At 70.7% G+C, this 14242-nt stretch carries 13 protein-coding genes; all 13 read right to left on the bottom strand.

Going from position 1 to position 14242, the window contains the following annotated elements; genetic code table 11:
* Positions 1-104: 104 nt before the first annotated feature.
* Positions 105-2006 (bottom strand): peptidoglycan binding domain-containing protein, encoded by a 1902-nt coding sequence (locus ACIBEA_RS12610; RefSeq protein ID WP_399259922.1) that lies wholly within the window; start codon positions 2004-2006, stop codon positions 105-107.
* A gap of 344 nt (positions 2007-2350) precedes the next feature.
* Positions 2351-2734 carry a DUF6113 family protein gene (locus tag ACIBEA_RS12605; RefSeq protein ID WP_399259920.1) on the bottom strand — a complete coding sequence of 128 codons (384 nt, stop codon included), beginning with the start codon at positions 2732-2734 and terminating at the stop codon, positions 2351-2353.
* The gene (mshB, locus tag ACIBEA_RS12600; protein ID WP_399259918.1) at positions 2731-3648 is read right to left on the bottom strand and encodes an N-acetyl-1-D-myo-inositol-2-amino-2-deoxy-alpha-D-glucopyranoside deacetylase; all 918 of its coding nucleotides are present in this window, start codon (positions 3646-3648) and stop codon (positions 2731-2733) included. Before mshB ends, ACIBEA_RS12605 begins: the two co-directional genes overlap by 4 nt.
* A 22-nt stretch (positions 3649-3670) precedes the next feature.
* The gene (locus ACIBEA_RS12595; protein WP_283459796.1) at positions 3671-3865 is read right to left on the bottom strand and encodes a hypothetical protein; all 195 of its coding nucleotides are present in this window, start codon (positions 3863-3865) and stop codon (positions 3671-3673) included.
* Positions 3866-4195: 330 nt separating this feature from the next.
* Complete coding sequence (locus ACIBEA_RS12590) at positions 4196-5263, bottom strand: ABC transporter ATP-binding protein (RefSeq protein ID WP_399259916.1); 1068 nt, start codon at positions 5261-5263, stop codon at positions 4196-4198.
* Entirely contained in the window at positions 5256-6230 is a 975-nt protein-coding gene (locus tag ACIBEA_RS12585; RefSeq protein ID WP_399259914.1) for an ABC transporter ATP-binding protein, read from the bottom strand. The genes ACIBEA_RS12590 and ACIBEA_RS12585 overlap by 8 nt, the downstream gene beginning before the upstream one ends.
* A 12-nt stretch (positions 6231-6242) precedes the next feature.
* On the bottom strand, positions 6243-7247 hold the full coding sequence (locus tag ACIBEA_RS12580; RefSeq protein WP_399259912.1) for an ABC transporter permease: 1005 nt from the start codon (positions 7245-7247) through the stop codon (positions 6243-6245).
* A complete protein-coding gene (locus ACIBEA_RS12575; protein ID WP_385780031.1) occupies positions 7240-8163 on the bottom strand; it encodes an ABC transporter permease in 924 nt (307 codons plus the stop codon). Before ACIBEA_RS12575 ends, ACIBEA_RS12580 begins: the two co-directional genes overlap by 8 nt.
* Positions 8164-8253: 90 nt before the next feature.
* Complete coding sequence (locus ACIBEA_RS12570; RefSeq protein WP_399259910.1) at positions 8254-9879, bottom strand: ABC transporter substrate-binding protein; 1626 nt, start codon at positions 9877-9879, stop codon at positions 8254-8256.
* Positions 9880-10010: 131 nt separating this feature from the next.
* Positions 10011-10940, bottom strand: a complete 930-nt coding sequence (locus tag ACIBEA_RS12565; protein WP_399259908.1) for a GNAT family N-acetyltransferase — start codon at positions 10938-10940, stop codon at positions 10011-10013.
* Positions 10941-11081: 141 nt separating this feature from the next.
* Positions 11082-12230 carry an ABC transporter ATP-binding protein gene (locus ACIBEA_RS12560; RefSeq protein ID WP_399259906.1) on the bottom strand — a complete coding sequence of 383 codons (1149 nt, stop codon included), beginning with the start codon at positions 12228-12230 and terminating at the stop codon, positions 11082-11084.
* The gene (locus ACIBEA_RS12555; RefSeq protein ID WP_399259904.1) at positions 12223-13278 is read right to left on the bottom strand and encodes an ABC transporter ATP-binding protein; all 1056 of its coding nucleotides are present in this window, start codon (positions 13276-13278) and stop codon (positions 12223-12225) included. Before ACIBEA_RS12555 ends, ACIBEA_RS12560 begins: the two co-directional genes overlap by 8 nt.
* Positions 13279-13294: 16 nt before the next feature.
* A complete protein-coding gene (locus tag ACIBEA_RS12550; protein WP_399259902.1) occupies positions 13295-14227 on the bottom strand; it encodes an ABC transporter permease in 933 nt (310 codons plus the stop codon).
* Between the last annotated feature and the right edge of the window lie 15 nt (positions 14228-14242).

Here is a 14242-nt window from a genome sequence, read left to right as displayed (position 1 = left end):
GGACGGAGCGGGTCATGGACGGCGCGGGCCGGGAACGGCGCAGGCCCTGCCCGGAGCTCCGGGCAGGGCCTGCGACCCGCTGTTCCCGCCGCGGGGCGCGGCGATCAGCTGGGGTTGGTGTCGATCGTGACGGTCCGCTCGGCGGCGGTCTTGCCGCGCAGTCCCTTGCGCAGGGCGCCGACGATGTCCTGCGGGGTGACGGCGGTCTTGTCGCCGTTGCCGCGGGCGATCAGGACCCCGTCGAACTGGGTCCCGGTCAGTTCCTTGATCGCTTCGAGGTCGTACTTGTCGACCAGCTTGCCGTCGATCACCGTCATGCTCAGGATCTTGGGCAGCGACCGGGCGGGGCCGTAGGGGACGGATTTGTCGCCCGCCTTGACGGTGACGTTGCCCGACATCGCGGGTTCGGCGAACTCCTTCATCGCCCGGTCCAGCTCCGCCTGGTTGACGACGGGCGCCCGCTTGGCGGTCGGCAGCTCGACCGGAGCGGCCTTGCCGGTGCCGACCTGGTCGCGGTAGGCCGCCACCACCTTGGTGATGGAGGCGTCCACGTCCAGGGAGGTGCCCTCCTTGCCCGGGACCGCCACGACCTTGTTCGGCTCGAACTTGATCGTGCCCTCGGAGGCGGACCCCGCGGTGCCGGCCAGCTCCTCCAGGGCGACCTGGAGCTTCTCCTCGTCGACGGGCATGACCGGCTCGGCCACCCGCTTCTGTCCCAGCAGCGAGCCGATGACGGTGACGGGGTTGTAGTCGCTGCCGGCGGCGTTGCGCACGGTGGTCTGGGCGTCGAGGGTCAGCCCGGCCTTGTCGGGCTTCAGCTCGACCTGCTTGCCGCCGACGGTGAGCTTGACCGGGGCGTTGCTGCGGGGGCCGAAGGTGCTCTGGAGCTTGGCCACCGCCTCGTCGCGGGTACCGGTGATGTCCACGCCGAAGACGGTGGTGCCCTTGGGCACATCGGAGTGGTTGAGCAGCAGACCGGCGCCGTAGGCGATGCCGACCACGGCGAAGAGGGCGCCGCCGAGCAGGACCACCTTGGAGCGGCCCTTCTTGGCCTTCTTGGCGGAAGCCGCCGGGGCGGCGGACCCGGCGGGCCGGGCCGCGGCCTTGCCCTTCTTGCCCTTCTTGCCGTTCTTGCCCTGCGGGTCCGCGGCAGCGGGCGCCGGGGGCGGCGGCGTGAAACCGGCCGGGGGCGGCGGGTCGGCCACCGGGAAGGCACTGGTGGCCGCGCCACCGGTGCCGTTCAGCTCGGGGCCGGGCCAGCGCGGCGCGGCGAAGTTGGCCGTGTCGTCGTCGAGCCGCGGCGGGCCCCCGACGGGCCCGGTGCCGTGGACGGGACCACTGGTCGGGCCGGCCGGGGCCGCGGCGGGACCCGTGCCGTAGCCGGGCGCCGGGGGCGGGGCCGGGACGCCGCCGGGCGCGCCGCCCTGGTAGCCGCCGCCGAAGCCGTCGACCGGCGGGGCGGGCGGGCCCGCCGGGTACTGGGCGCCGTAGCCGGCGGGCGCCTGCGCACCGGGCGCGCCGGGCGGGAAGCCGGCGCCGGGGCCGCTCGTACGGGCCACCGGGCCGGGCCGTGCGGGCAGCCCGGGGCGGCCCTGGCCGGGCCCCTGGGCCGGGCCGGGACCCTGACCGGCGGCCGGACCCTGACCGGGCTCCGGGGCGTCGCCCGGACCGGCCTTGCGCGGGGCGAACCAGTTGCTCGGCGGTTCCGCGCCGGATTCGGGCGCGGCGGGGGCCGGCGGCGGCCCCTGCGGCGACGGCGCGGGCGCCCCGGCCGCGCGGCCGAAGGGCGCACCGGAACCGGCGGACGGACCGGCGGGCGCGGCCGGCGCCGCGGGCGCCTGCGGGCGCTGCTCCGGCTCACCGGCGCCGGCGCCGACCGGCTTGCGGACGACCACGGGCGGGATCGGCCGCGAACCCGGGATGTTGATCCGGATCCGCGTCGTCAGCGTCGTCTCGGTCTTGGGTCCGTCGGAGTCCGCGGCAGGCGTGGACGGCTTCGAGGTCACAGGCTTCTCCTCCGGGGCGTTACCCGCGGCGTCCGTGGACGGGTACTGGCCGGTTCCATACGGCGGTGTACCCGACGGGTAGGCGGCTCCACCGAGGCCCTGGGGCCCGGAGGACGAACGGTCGGTTTCACGAGTCAAGGCAGGATCTCCCGGTTGGCTCCGCCGCCCGCGTGCCGTGCGCGAGCAGCTCGGCGGCCCGTCCACCATACTGGCCGCCGCCGGCGCGCAACTGACCACCGGGGGCAATGGCATTCCCCGGGGGGACCGGCGCATGGGGCAAAGGGGGCGTGCCGGGCGCTTTCACAACCCCGGGCGCACATCGCGGTGTAGCACCCAACGGCACGTCACCTGCCGGGCCTCCCGGCCGAAACCGGTTGCTCGACCGGGCCGCGCAGGGTGGCGCACATCACAGCGATCACGATGCCCCCGAGGAGGTAGGCATACATCCCGATTCCGGTGGAACTGAGCAGGAAGTCCCCTTCGGGCCGCGGGGCGCCCAGCAACACATAGGCGAGGAACCAGCCGATGACGGGTACGCCCACGCCGATCCCGTTGCCGATGACCAGACGACCCGCCAGGAAGAGCCCGAGCAGGGCCAGCAGGGCCAGTACGAGGCCGCCGGGGAACCAGAGGTCGACGACGAGCCAGCCCGCCGCGCCGGCCAGCGCCCCGAGCACCAGCAGGCCGAACAGCGCGACGACCCGGGCCGGGGTCCAGGTGGTGGTCACGCGCCCGCTCCCGCCACGTCGGTGACGCCCGCGAAGAGGTCGCTCTCGCGCTCCCCCGCCGGGGCGCCGGAGCGGCCGGCCACCAACTCGTAGTACTCCCGCACGAACAAAGGCTGGGCCAGGTCGTTGGAGAGCGCGAAGACGGCCCCGTCGACGGCGACCTGGGTGGCGTGGGCGCGCATCGCGGCCGCCTTGGCCGCCGCGTACGCATCGCCGTCCGCGGCGCCGATCTCGGCGGTGACGCGCTCGTCGGCGACCACGCCGGGTACGTCGTCGGGCACGGCGATGCCGGGGAAGGGCGCGCGATCCCTGGCGCGCAGCCGCGCGAAGCCCTCCTCGACGACCGAGCGCGGCACCCGGTTCCAGTAGACCTTCGCGATCGCGTGGGGCGCGCCGAGGTGGTCCCCGTACGCCGGGTCCGCGGCGAGTTCGGCGGCGCGGGTGGCGACCCGGTGGGCCTGGATGTGGTCGGGGTGGCCGTAGCCGCCGTCGGGGTCGTAGGTGACGAGCACCTGGGGCCGGACGCGGCGGATCACCTCGACCAGGAAGCCGGCGGCCTCGTCCACGTCGGCGGACCAGAAGGCGCCGGGGCGGTCGTTCTGCTCGGCGCCCATCATCCCGGAGTCCCGGAACCGGCCGGGGCCGCCCAGGAATCCGTGGTCGGTGACGCCCAGCTCGCGCATGGCGGCGGCCAGCTCGTCGATCCGGTGCGCCCCGAGGGCGTCCTCCCGGTCGGCGGCCAGGTGGGCGAGGCCGGGCGGGATGACCTCGCCCTCCTCGCCCAGCGTGCAGGTCACCAGCGCGACGTGGGCGCCCTCGGCCGCGTACTTGGCCATGGTGACGCCGTTGTTGATCGACTCGTCGTCCGGGTGCGCGTGCACGAGGAGGAGACGACGGGCGGGAAGACCGTTCATGGGGTCAGCCTACGAGGCGGCCCTACAACTTGAGGCCACCGATCATGCCCGCGACGTTCGTGGTCAGCTGGCTCAGGGTAGGAGCGATCGAGGAACTGGACAGGTAGAAGCCCAGCAACACGCACACGACCGCGTGCCCCGCCTTCAGTCCGGACTTCCGGACCAGCAGGAAGACGACGATCCCCAGTAGCACCACGGCCGAGATCGAGAGTGCCACGGCGGTTCACCTCCACGTCGAGCGGACATCGAATCGATTCGCGTGCTCGGCGGACACATACCCACCGTGCGCTACTGATCATAACTATCCGTACCAGCGCATCGATCGAGAACCGGCAGCACGAGGGGCGCACACCGCGCATACGGAGGAGCACCGGCACCACGTGCGACCGTCCGGCGGGGCTCTCACCCCGCCGGACGGTTGACGGCACCCGCACGGACCGTACGGCGATCAGGTTCCCCCGCCCGGATCTCGTCGCCGAGACGGTCAAGTTGCCTCCATGTTAAGCCGGTTGCCGGCCCCGTGCGATCTTCTTCGGCGCGTCGCGCACTACGCTTCGGGCGGATCCGGAGGTCCTGGTTCCGGGGGTGTCGCGGGCCGGGTCGACGGCTTCTCCGACGCGAAGTGACAGGCCGACGGATGGGCCGCGGGTCCCCCCGCGGCGCGCAGCTCCAGCGGGACCGCCAGCAGCGGCACTTCCTGGGCGCACCGGTTCTCCGCCTTCCAGCAGCGGGTGCGGAAGGGGCAGCCCGACGGCGGATCGGCCGGGGAGGGCACGTCCCCGGAGAGGATGATCCGCTCGCGGTGCTTGCGCGCCTCCGGGTCCGGGACGGGCACGGCGGAGAGCAGGGCCTGCGTGTACGGGTGCGTCGGGTGGTCGTAGATCTGGGTGTCGGTGCCGATCTCGACGACCCGGCCGAGGTACATCACGCCCACGCGGTCCGAGATGTGCCGGACGATCGAGAGGTCGTGGGCGATGAACACGTACGACAGGTCGAACTCGTCCTGGAGCCGCTCCAGCAGGTTGACCACCTGCGCCTGCACCGAGACGTCCAGCGCGGACACCGGTTCGTCCGCGACGATGATCTCGGGGCGCAGGGCCAGGCCGCGGGCGATGCCGATGCGCTGGCGCTGACCGCCGGAGAACTGGTGCGGGTAGCGGTTGATGTACTCCGGGTTCAGGCCGACCACGTCGAGCAGGTCCTGGACCTTGCGGCGCCGGTCGCCCTTGGGAGCCACCTCGGGGTGGATCTCGTACGGCTCGCCGATGATGTCGCCGACCGTCATGCGCGGGTTCAGCGAGGTGTACGGGTCCTGGAACACCATCTGGATGTTGCGGCGGACGGCCCTGAGGGCCTTCCCCGACAGCTTCGTGAGGTCCTCGCCCTTGTAGGAGATCGCGCCCGCCGTGGGCCGTTCCAGATTGACCAGCATCCTGGCGACCGTGGACTTGCCGCAGCCGGACTCGCCGACGATGCCGAGCGTCTCGCCCTGGGTCAGGGAGAAGGACACCCCGTCGACCGCCTTGACCGCGCCGACCTGCTTCCTGAAGAGGATGCCCTGGGTCAGCGGGTAGTGCTTGACCAGGTCGGTGACTTCGAGGATCGCTTCAGGCACCGAGGCACTCCTTCCAGAAGAAGCACGCGCTGGTGCGGTCCTCGGCCACCTGCGCCAGCGGCGGTACGTCGCCCCGGCAGACGGCCTGCGCCATCGGGCAGCGCGGGTTGAAGGCGCAGCCGGGCGGGATGGCCAGCAGGTTGGGCGGCAGACCCTTGATGGCGTACAGCTCCTGGCCCTTCTGGTCCAGGCGCGGGATGGAGTCGAGCAGGCCGCGGGTGTAGGGGTGCGCCGGGTTGCGGTAGATCTCGTGCACCGGGGCGGCCTCGACGATCCGGCCCGCGTACATCACGGCGATCTTGTCGGCGACGTCCGCGACCACGCCCAGGTCGTGGGTGATCAGGATCAGGCCCATGTTGAGCTCGCGCTGGAGCTCCGCGAGCAGGTCCATGACCTGGGCCTGGACGGTGACGTCCAGGGCGGTGGTCGGCTCGTCCGCGATGATCAGCGAGGGTTCCAGGGCCATCGCCATCGCGATCATGATGCGCTGGCGCATGCCGCCGGAGAACTGGTGCGGGTAGTCCCCCACCCGCTGCTTCGCGGCCGGGATCTTGACCCGGTCCATGAGCTCGACCGCCTTGGCGCGGCCGTCCTTGCGGGACATCCCGCGGTGCACCTCGTACATCTCGCCCAGTTGGGCGCCGACGCTGAGCACCGGGTTCAGCGAGGACAGCGCGTCCTGGAAGATCATCGCCATCTCGGCGCCACGGATCTTGCGGCGGGCCTCCTCCTTCATGGTCAGCAGGTCCTGGCCCTTGAAGAGGATCTCGCCGCCCGCGATCCGGCCCGGGGGCATGTCCAGGATGCCCATGACGGCCTGCGCGGTGACGGACTTGCCGGAGCCGGACTCGCCGAGCACGGCGAGGGTCTCGCCCTCCGCCACCGAGTAGGTGACGCCGTTGACCGCCTTGGCGACCCCGTCCCGGGTACGGAACTCCACGTGGAGGTCGCGGACTTCGAGCAGCATGGTGCCCACTCCTCAGCGCAGCTTGGGGTCGAGGGCGTCGCGCACCGCGTCGCCGAGCATGATGAAGGCGAGCACGGTCAGGCTCAGCGCGCCCGCCGGGTAGAGCAGCATGTGCGGGGCGTTGCGGATCTGCGAGGCGGCGTTGGAGATGTCGATGCCCCAGGAGACCGTGGGCGGGCGCAGCCCGACGCCGAGGAAGGACAGGGTCGCTTCCAGGGCGATGTAGGTGCCGAGCGCGATCGTCGCGACGACGATGACCGGCGCGACGGCGTTGGGCGCCACGTGGCGCAGCATCATCCGGCTGTTGCTCGCGCCGAGCGCGCGGGCGGCCTGGACGTAGTCGTTCTGCTTGGCGGTGATGACGGAGCCGCGGGCGATGCGGGCGATCTGCGGCCAGCCCAGGAGCACGATGAAGCCGACCACCGGCCAGACCGTGGTGCTGGTGACCACCGAGAGGAAGACCAGGCCGCCGAGGACGACCGGGATGCCGAAGAAGATGTCGGCGACCCGGGAGAGCAGCGCGTCGCCCCAGCCGCCGAAGAATCCGGCCAGGCCGCCGAGGAAGGAGCCGAGGAGGGCCGCGCCGACGGTGGCGCAGACGCCGACGGTGATGGAGGCGCGGGCGCCGTACACCGTCCGCGTGTAGACGTCGCAGCCCTGGGTGTCGAAGCCGAAGGGGTGGCCGGAGGCCGGGCCCTGCTGGGACTTGGACAGGTCGCACCGCAGCGGGTCCCCGCCGGCGATCAGCTGCGGCCAGATCGCGATGACGACGAGGAAGGCGATGAGGAGGGCGGAGAGGATGAAGACCGGGTTGCGGCGCAGCTGCTGCCAGGCGTCGGACCACAGCGAACGCGCCTTCTCCTGGGGCCCGGTGGCTCCGGGGCCGCCGGGCCCCAGGGGCTTCTCCAGGCTCTCGGCCTCCTCCAGGGCCAGATCCATGGCTCCGCCCTGTCCGGTGGGGGCGATCGCCTCCCCCTTGCCGGGTCGCAGCGGGTCGTAACGCTCGGGCTCAGGCATAACGGATCCTCGGGTCCAGGACCGCGTAGAGCAGGTCGACGAGCAGGTTCGCCAGCAGGAAGACGATGACGAGGATGGTCACGAAGCCGACGACCGTGGGGGCGTTGTTGCGCAGGATGCCCTGGTAGAGCTGGTAGCCGACGCCGTGGATGTTGAAGATGCGCTCGGTGACGATCGCGCCGCCCATCAGGGCGCCGATGTCGGTGCCGATGAAGGTGACCACGGGGATGAGCGAGTTGCGCAGCAGGTGGCGGGTGATCACCCGGCCGCGCGGCAGGCCCTTGGCCACCGCGGTGCGGACGTAGTCGGCCTTGACGTTCTCGGCGATGGAGGTGCGCGAGAGCCGGGTGACGTAGGCGAGGGAGACCAGGGCGAGCACGATGCCGGGCAGGATCAGCTCGTTGAAGGGCGCGTCCGGGGAGACGGTGGGCCGGACCCAGCCCCACTTCACGCCGAGCAGGAACTGGAGCAGGTACCCGGTCACGAAGGTCGGCACCGAGATGACGACCAGGGTGAGCACCAGCAGCGTGGTGTCGATGGCCTTGCCGCGGCGCAGCCCGCTGACCACACCGAGGGTGATGCCGACCACGACCTCGATGACGATGGCCACGATGGTCAGGCGCAGGGTGACCGGGAAGGCCGTGGACATCAGGGAGGTGACCTTCTGCCCGTTGAAGGCGGTGCCGAAGTCGCCCTTGAAGATCTGGCCCATGTAGTGGAGGTACTGCTTCCACAGGGGTTGGTCGAGGAAGAGGTCCTTGCGGATGCGCGCGGCGGTGGCCGGGTCGGGGGCCTTGTCGCCGAAGAGCGCCGCCACGGGGTCGCCGAGCGCGTAGACCATGAAGAAGATCAGGAACGTGCTGCCGATGAACACCGGGATCATCTGGAGCAGCCGCCGGATCACGTACCGTCCCATGGAGGCCTCCAGGGTGTCGGCGGGACTGCCGCCACCGGTTCACTGATGGTGACGGTGGTGGCGGCAGGCCCGGTCTCTGGTGGGGACGGGTCAGCTGACCTTGATCTGGTCGTACACGGGCACGCTGAACTGGTTGAGCGCGACGCCCGAGAGGCGCTCCGAGAAGCCCGCGCTGCCGTTCTGGTACCAGAGCGGGATGGACGGCATCTGTTCGGCGAGGATCTTCTCCGCGTCCTGGAACTTGGCCGTCGCCTTGGCCGTGTCGCTCTCCTGGTTCGCCTCGTCGACGAGCTTGTCGAAGTCCTTGTTGTTGAACTTCCCGTAGTTGGAGGAGGCGCCCGTGTAGTACAGCGGCTCCAGGAAGTTCTGGATCAGCGGGTAGTCGGCCTGCCAACCGGAGCGGAAGGGGCCGGTCAGCTTGAAGGCGCTCTGCTGGTTGCGGAAGTCCGCGAAGGTGCCGATCGGGTTGACCGTGCAGACCGCGCCCTTGCCCAGGGCGTTGTTGATGCTGTTGCAGACGGCGTCCATCCACTCGCGGTGCGAGCCGGTGTCCACGTTCGAGGTCAGCGTGACCTTCCCGCCGGGCAGCCCGCCGCCCTCCTCGATCAGCTTCTTCGCCTGCGCGGGGTCGAACTTGCAGCCGTCGCCGCACGCGGTGGCGGAGTAGCCGCCCTTGTCGCCGAGCGCCGCGGAGGTCCAGTCCTTGGCGGGGGTGCGGGTGCCCTGGAAGATCTGCTTGGTGATCTCGTCGCGGTTGATGGCCATCGAGATGCCGCGGCGGACCTTCTCCATGCCCGGCTTGCCCCAGGCGGCGTCGTACAGCGGGAAGGTCAGCGTCTGGATGATCAGTGCGGGCTGGTTGATGTACCGGTCGCCCAGGTCCTTCTTGACGTTCTTCAGCTGCTGCGCCGGGACGTCGTCGACGAGGTCGAGGTTGCCGGAGATCAGGTCGGTGTAGGCGGTGTTGTTGTCGGTGTAGACCTTGAGGTCCACGCCGCCGTTCTGCGCCTTGTCCGGGCCCGTGTACCCCTCCCACGTGCGCATCTTGATCGCCGTGCCCTTGGTGTAGGAGTCCACCGTGTAGGGGCCGTTGCCGACGGGCTTGCTCAGCCAGCCCGCGTGGTCGGTGAAGAAGCCCTTGGGCAGCGGGGAGAACGCCTGGTAGCCGAGGGTGTCGGGCCAGGTGGAGAACTTCTCCTTGAGGGCGACCGTGAAGGTCTTGGCGTCCTTGACCACCAGGCCCGACATCGTCTTGCCCTTGGGGTCGCCGGATTCCGGGTGCAGGTCGGCGTAGCCGACGATGTCCGCGAAGAAGGGCGAGTTGTTCTGCTTGTTGCGCACGTCCGCCGCGTAGTTCCAGGCGTCGACGAAGGACTGGGCGGTGACCGGCTCGTCGTTGCTGAACTTCCAGCCGTCCTTCAGCGTGATCGTGAAGTTCTGGCTGTCGGTCGTCTCGATCTTGTCGGCGACCATGTTCTTGGCCTCGCCGGTCTTCGGGTCGTAGCGCTTGAGCCCCCGGAAGAGCATGTCGAGGACCTTGCCGCCCTGCACCTCGTTGGTGTTGGCCGGCTCCAACGGGTTCTGCGGGTCGCCCCAGGAGGAACTGATGATGCCGGCGCCACCGCCGCCGCTGTCGCTTCCGCCGCCGCAGGCCGTCGCCGTGAGGGCGACGGCGACCGCACAAGCGGCCCACTTGGCGTGGGTGGCTCCGCGCATGGAGTGCCTCCTTGGGCTCCCGAGACTCGCTGGAGACCCAATGTCACCCGACCGATGTGCCCGCGCACTCCAAGCGCGCCCGATTGGGCACGCCCGGGGGACCTCTGTCACTCCTGCGAGTGGACGGACGGTCAGGGAAGGGGCAGCTCCCAGGTGTCCACGGCGAAGTGCACGCCCATGCCGTGGCGCTCGTACAGGCCCAGCGCCCCGGTCTCGTTCTCCGTGTCGACGCCCAGGCCGAGCGTGGTGCGCCCGCGCGCCGCGTAGACGGCGAAGGCGTGGCGCAGCAGGTGGCCGCCGATCCCGCGGCCGCGCTGGTCGGACCGTACGCCGATGTGGCTGACCCAGCCCATGGCCGTGCGGTCGTCCCGCGTCAGCAGCACGCCCACGTCCCCCCGCGCCGGCAGGCTCGCGATCCACACCAGGGACCAGTCCAGCTCGCGCGCGTCGAGGTAGTCCAGCCAGGCCTCGTACGGGCGGTCCACGTGGCCGAAGTGCGCCGCGAAGGTGTCCTCGATCAGGGCGTGGGCCCGCCGGGGGTCGGCCGGGTCGGCGGCGCAGTCGCGCAGCACCAGGTCGCCGAGGCCCGCGGGGGGCGCCGGCTCCGGGCGCGGGTCCGCGGTGAGGTCGAGGGTCATCACCTGGTAGTGGCGCACGGTGCTCCAGCCGTACCCGGCGATGAGGCCGAGGTCCAGGGTCGGCCGTACGTTGAGCTGGAGCCGCAGCCGGGCTCCGGGGGCTCCGGCGGCCATCTCCCGGGCCCGCGCCTCCATCAGCTCCAGCAGCTTCGCGCCCGCGGCCTGCCGGTCGGGCAGGACGTAGTGGTCGGAGTCGATGCGGCCCGGCCCGGAGTCCGCCCAGACCATGGCGTAGGCGACGAGCCGCCCGTCGTCGAAGGCGAGCCAGGAGTCGGTGGCGAGGTCCACCTCGGGGTGGTTGAGGTCGGCCTCGACCGTGTGCAGATCGGTCTCCGGCCTGCCGATCTCGATGCGGTCGACGGCGTTCAGCAGGGCGCAGATGTCACCGGCGTCACCGGGCCCTGCGGGGCGTACGGTCAGCATCGCCCCACTCTCGGTGGGGCGGCCCCGCGGACGCAACGGGATTTTCCCCTATCAGGGGGAGCGGGATCGGATCCGTGCGGGAACGCGCGAGCGCCCGGTACCGGAAGGAACTTCCGGTACCGGGCGCTCGTCGCACCGGGGTCAGACGGCCAGAACGGCCTTCTCCTCGGCGAAGTGGCACGCGGACTCGTGCGCGGCCAAGGACTCCTGGCCCTTGAAGCGCTCCGGGATCGCGAGCAGCGGCTCCTCCGCGGAGCACTTGTCCTCGGCCTTCCAGCAGCGGGTGCGGAAGCGGCAGCCCGACGGCGGGTTGGCCGGCGAGGGGATCTCGCCCGACAGGATGATCCGGTCCCGGCCCTCGCGGGCGGACGGGTCCGGCACCGGCACCGCGGAGAGCAGTGCCTGCGTGTACGGGTGCGTCGGGTGGTCGTAGATCTGCTTGTCGGTGCCGATCTCCGCCATCTTGCCGAGGTACATCACGCCCACGCGGTCCGAGATGTGCCGGACGATCGAGAGGTCGTGCGCGATGAAGATGTAGGAGAGGTTGAACTCGTCCTGCAGCTTCGCCATCAGGTTGATGACCTGCGCCTGCACCGACACGTCGAGCGCCGAGACGGGCTCGTCGCAGATGATGATCTCCGGGTTGAGCGCGAGGCCGCGGGCGATGCCGATGCGCTGGCGCTGACCGCCGGAGAACTGGTGCGGGTAGCGGTTGATGTACTCCGGGTTCAGGCCCACGACGTCCAGGAGCTCCTGGACCTTGCGGCGCCGGTCGCCCTTGGGAGCCACCTCGGGGTGGATCTCGTACGGCTCGCCGATGATGTCGCCGACCGTCATGCGCGGGTTCAGCGAGGTGTACGGGTCCTGGAACACCATCTGGATGTTGCGGCGGACGACCTTGAGGGCCTTCCCCGACAGCTTGGTGATGTCCGTGCCCTTGTAGAACACCTCGCCGGACGTGGCCGTCTCCAGCAGCATCAGCAGCTTGGCGACGGTCGACTTGCCGCAGCCCGACTCGCCGACGATGCCGAGGGTCTCGCCCTGGTGCAGGTCGAAGGAGATCCCGTCGACCGCGCGGACCGCGCCGATCTGCTTCTTGAAGAGGATGCCCTGGGTCAGCGGGAAGTGCTTGACCAGGTTGCGCACCTGCAGGATCGGCTCGCCGCGGTCCACGGGGGCCGCGATGGCCTCCAGGGCCGCTTCCTCGGACGCCACGTCGACGGTCTCGACCTCGGCCAGGCTCGGGGTGGCATCGTCCACGGCGTTGTCCTTCTTGCTCAGCTCAGCCATGGATCTGCTCCTCCCAGAAGTGGCAGGCGCTGCCGCGACCGACCAGTTCGACGCCGTCGCGCTCGGTCACCGGCAGCAGGGCCGGGACCTCGGTGCGGCAGATGTCCTGCGCCTTGGGGCAGCGCGGGTTGAAGGCGCAGCCCGTCGGGATCTTGAGCAGGTTGGGCGGCAGCCCCTTGATCGCGTAGAGCTCTTCGCCCTTTTGGTCCAGACGCGGGATCGAGTCCAGCAGACCGCGCGTGTACGGGTGCGCGGGGCGCCCGTACAGCTCGTGGACCGGAGCCTGCTCGACGATGCGGCCCGCGTACATCACGGCGATCTTGTCCGCGACGTCGGCGACGACGCCGAGGTCGTGGGTGATCAGGATCAGACCCATGTTGTACTCGCGCTGCAGGTCCGCCAGCAGGTCCATGACCTGGGCCTGGACCGTCACGTCGAGAGCCGTGGTGGGCTCGTCCGCGATGATCAGGTCGGGCTCCAGGGCGAGCGCCATCGCGATCATGATGCGCTGGCGCATGCCGCCGGAGAACTGGTGCGGGTAGTCGTTGACACGGCTGCGGGCAGCCGGGATCTTCACCCGCTCCATCAGGTCGATGGCCTTGGCCTTGGCGTCCTTCTTCGACATGCCCTGGTGGACGCGGAACATCTCGCCCAGCTGGTTGCCGACGGAGTAGACCGGGTTCAGCGCGGAGAGCGCGTCCTGGAAGATCATCGCCATCTTCGGGCCGCGCAGCTTGCGCCGCTCGCTCTCCGGGAGCTTCAGGATGTCCTGGCCCTTGAAGAGGATCTCGCCCTGGGAGACCCGCCCGGGGGGCGAGTCGAGGATGCCCATGATGGCCTGCGCGGTCACGGACTTGCCGGAACCGGACTCGCCGAGAACCGCCAGCGTCTCACCTGAGGAGACGCTGTAGTTCACGCCGTTGACGGCCTTGACCACGCCTTCGCGGGTCTTGAACTCGACGTGCAGGTCGCGCACTTCGAGCACGGGTGCCTCGGCACCCGCTGCCCTCTGGTGGGGCACTTCTGCGGTGACGCTTGAAGTAGTCATAAGTGGTGCCGCCCTTCTAGCGCAGCTTCGGGTCGAGGGCGTCGCGGAGCCCGTCGCCGACGAAAACGAAGCCGAGGACCGTCAGCACGATCGCGATGCTGGGGTACGTCCACAGGTAGTCCTTGACGCCCATGAAGTCCTTGGCACCGGCGAGCATGTTGCCCCACTCGGGAATCTCCGGGCTCACGCCGACGCCCAGGAAGGACAGCGAGGCCTCGGCCACGATGGCTCCGCCGACGCTGAAGGCGGCGTAGGCCATCACGGCGGCGATGGAGTTGGGCAGGATGTGCCGGATGATGATCCGCCGGGTGTCCGCGCCGAGGGCGCGCGCGGCCAGCACGTAGTCGGCCTCGCGGACCGACAGGATCGAGCTGCGCAGCAGACGGGCGACCGTCGGCCAGGAGAAGATGGCCAGCGAGATGATCACCGGGGTGACACCACGGCCCATCGCGATGATGATCACGATCGCGCCGATGAGCAGCGGGAAGGCGAAGAACACGTCGGCGATGCGCATCAGGACGGAGTCCGTCGCGCGGCCGAAGTAGCCGGCGACGGCGCCGATGACGATGCCGATCGCGCAGGCCAGGAAGATCGACGCGAGACCGACGATGACCGCGATGCGGCTGCCGTAGATGATGCGCGAGAACTGGTCGCGGCCGAGCGCGTCCGTACCGAGGAAGTGCGCACCACCCGGGGTCTGCAGGGTGTTGGTCAGATCCTGCGCGTACGGGTCGTGCGGCGCGATCAGCGGTGCGAACAGCGCGACCGCGAACAGCCCGACGACGAGCGCGAGGCCGACGACGGCCAGCTTGTTGGCGAGGAAGCGGTGGCGGATCTCGCCCCACTGGGTGACGCGGGCGATGGCGGGTTCGGCCTCTGAGGGCTTCGCGCCCCCTGCCACGGCGGTCGCGTCCCCCGCCACCGATGTGCTCTTGGTGAGCTCGGTCATGGGTATGACTCCTAG

It is taken from the genome of Streptomyces sp. NPDC051555, assembly GCF_044454405.1.
GTDB lineage: Bacteria > Actinomycetota > Actinomycetes > Streptomycetales > Streptomycetaceae > Streptomyces.
The sequence above is the reverse complement of the archived record's forward strand: the minus strand, read 5'-3'. Positions and strand labels throughout refer to the sequence as shown.

Excerpts from the sequence above, each read along its gene's own strand:
- mshB (WP_399259918.1), bottom strand. The coding sequence starts at position 3,648 with ATGAACGGTCTTCCCGCCCGTCGTCTCCTCCTCGTGCACGCGCACCCG.
- ACIBEA_RS12585 (WP_399259914.1), bottom strand. The coding sequence starts at position 6,230 with ATGCTGCTCGAAGTCCGCGACCTCCACGTGGAGTTCCGTACCCGGGAC.
- ACIBEA_RS12580 (WP_399259912.1), bottom strand. The coding sequence starts at position 7,247 with ATGCCTGAGCCCGAGCGTTACGACCCGCTGCGACCCGGCAAGGGGGAG.
- ACIBEA_RS12575 (WP_385780031.1), bottom strand. The coding sequence starts at position 8,163 with ATGGGACGGTACGTGATCCGGCGGCTGCTCCAGATGATCCCGGTGTTC.
- ACIBEA_RS12570 (WP_399259910.1), bottom strand. The coding sequence starts at position 9,879 with ATGCGCGGAGCCACCCACGCCAAGTGGGCCGCTTGTGCGGTCGCCGTC.
- ACIBEA_RS12565 (WP_399259908.1), bottom strand. The coding sequence starts at position 10,940 with ATGCTGACCGTACGCCCCGCAGGGCCCGGTGACGCCGGTGACATCTGC.
- ACIBEA_RS12560 (WP_399259906.1), bottom strand. The coding sequence starts at position 12,230 with ATGGCTGAGCTGAGCAAGAAGGACAACGCCGTGGACGATGCCACCCCG.
- ACIBEA_RS12555 (WP_399259904.1), bottom strand. The coding sequence starts at position 13,278 with ATGACTACTTCAAGCGTCACCGCAGAAGTGCCCCACCAGAGGGCAGCG.
- ACIBEA_RS12550 (WP_399259902.1), bottom strand. The coding sequence starts at position 14,227 with ATGACCGAGCTCACCAAGAGCACATCGGTGGCGGGGGACGCGACCGCC.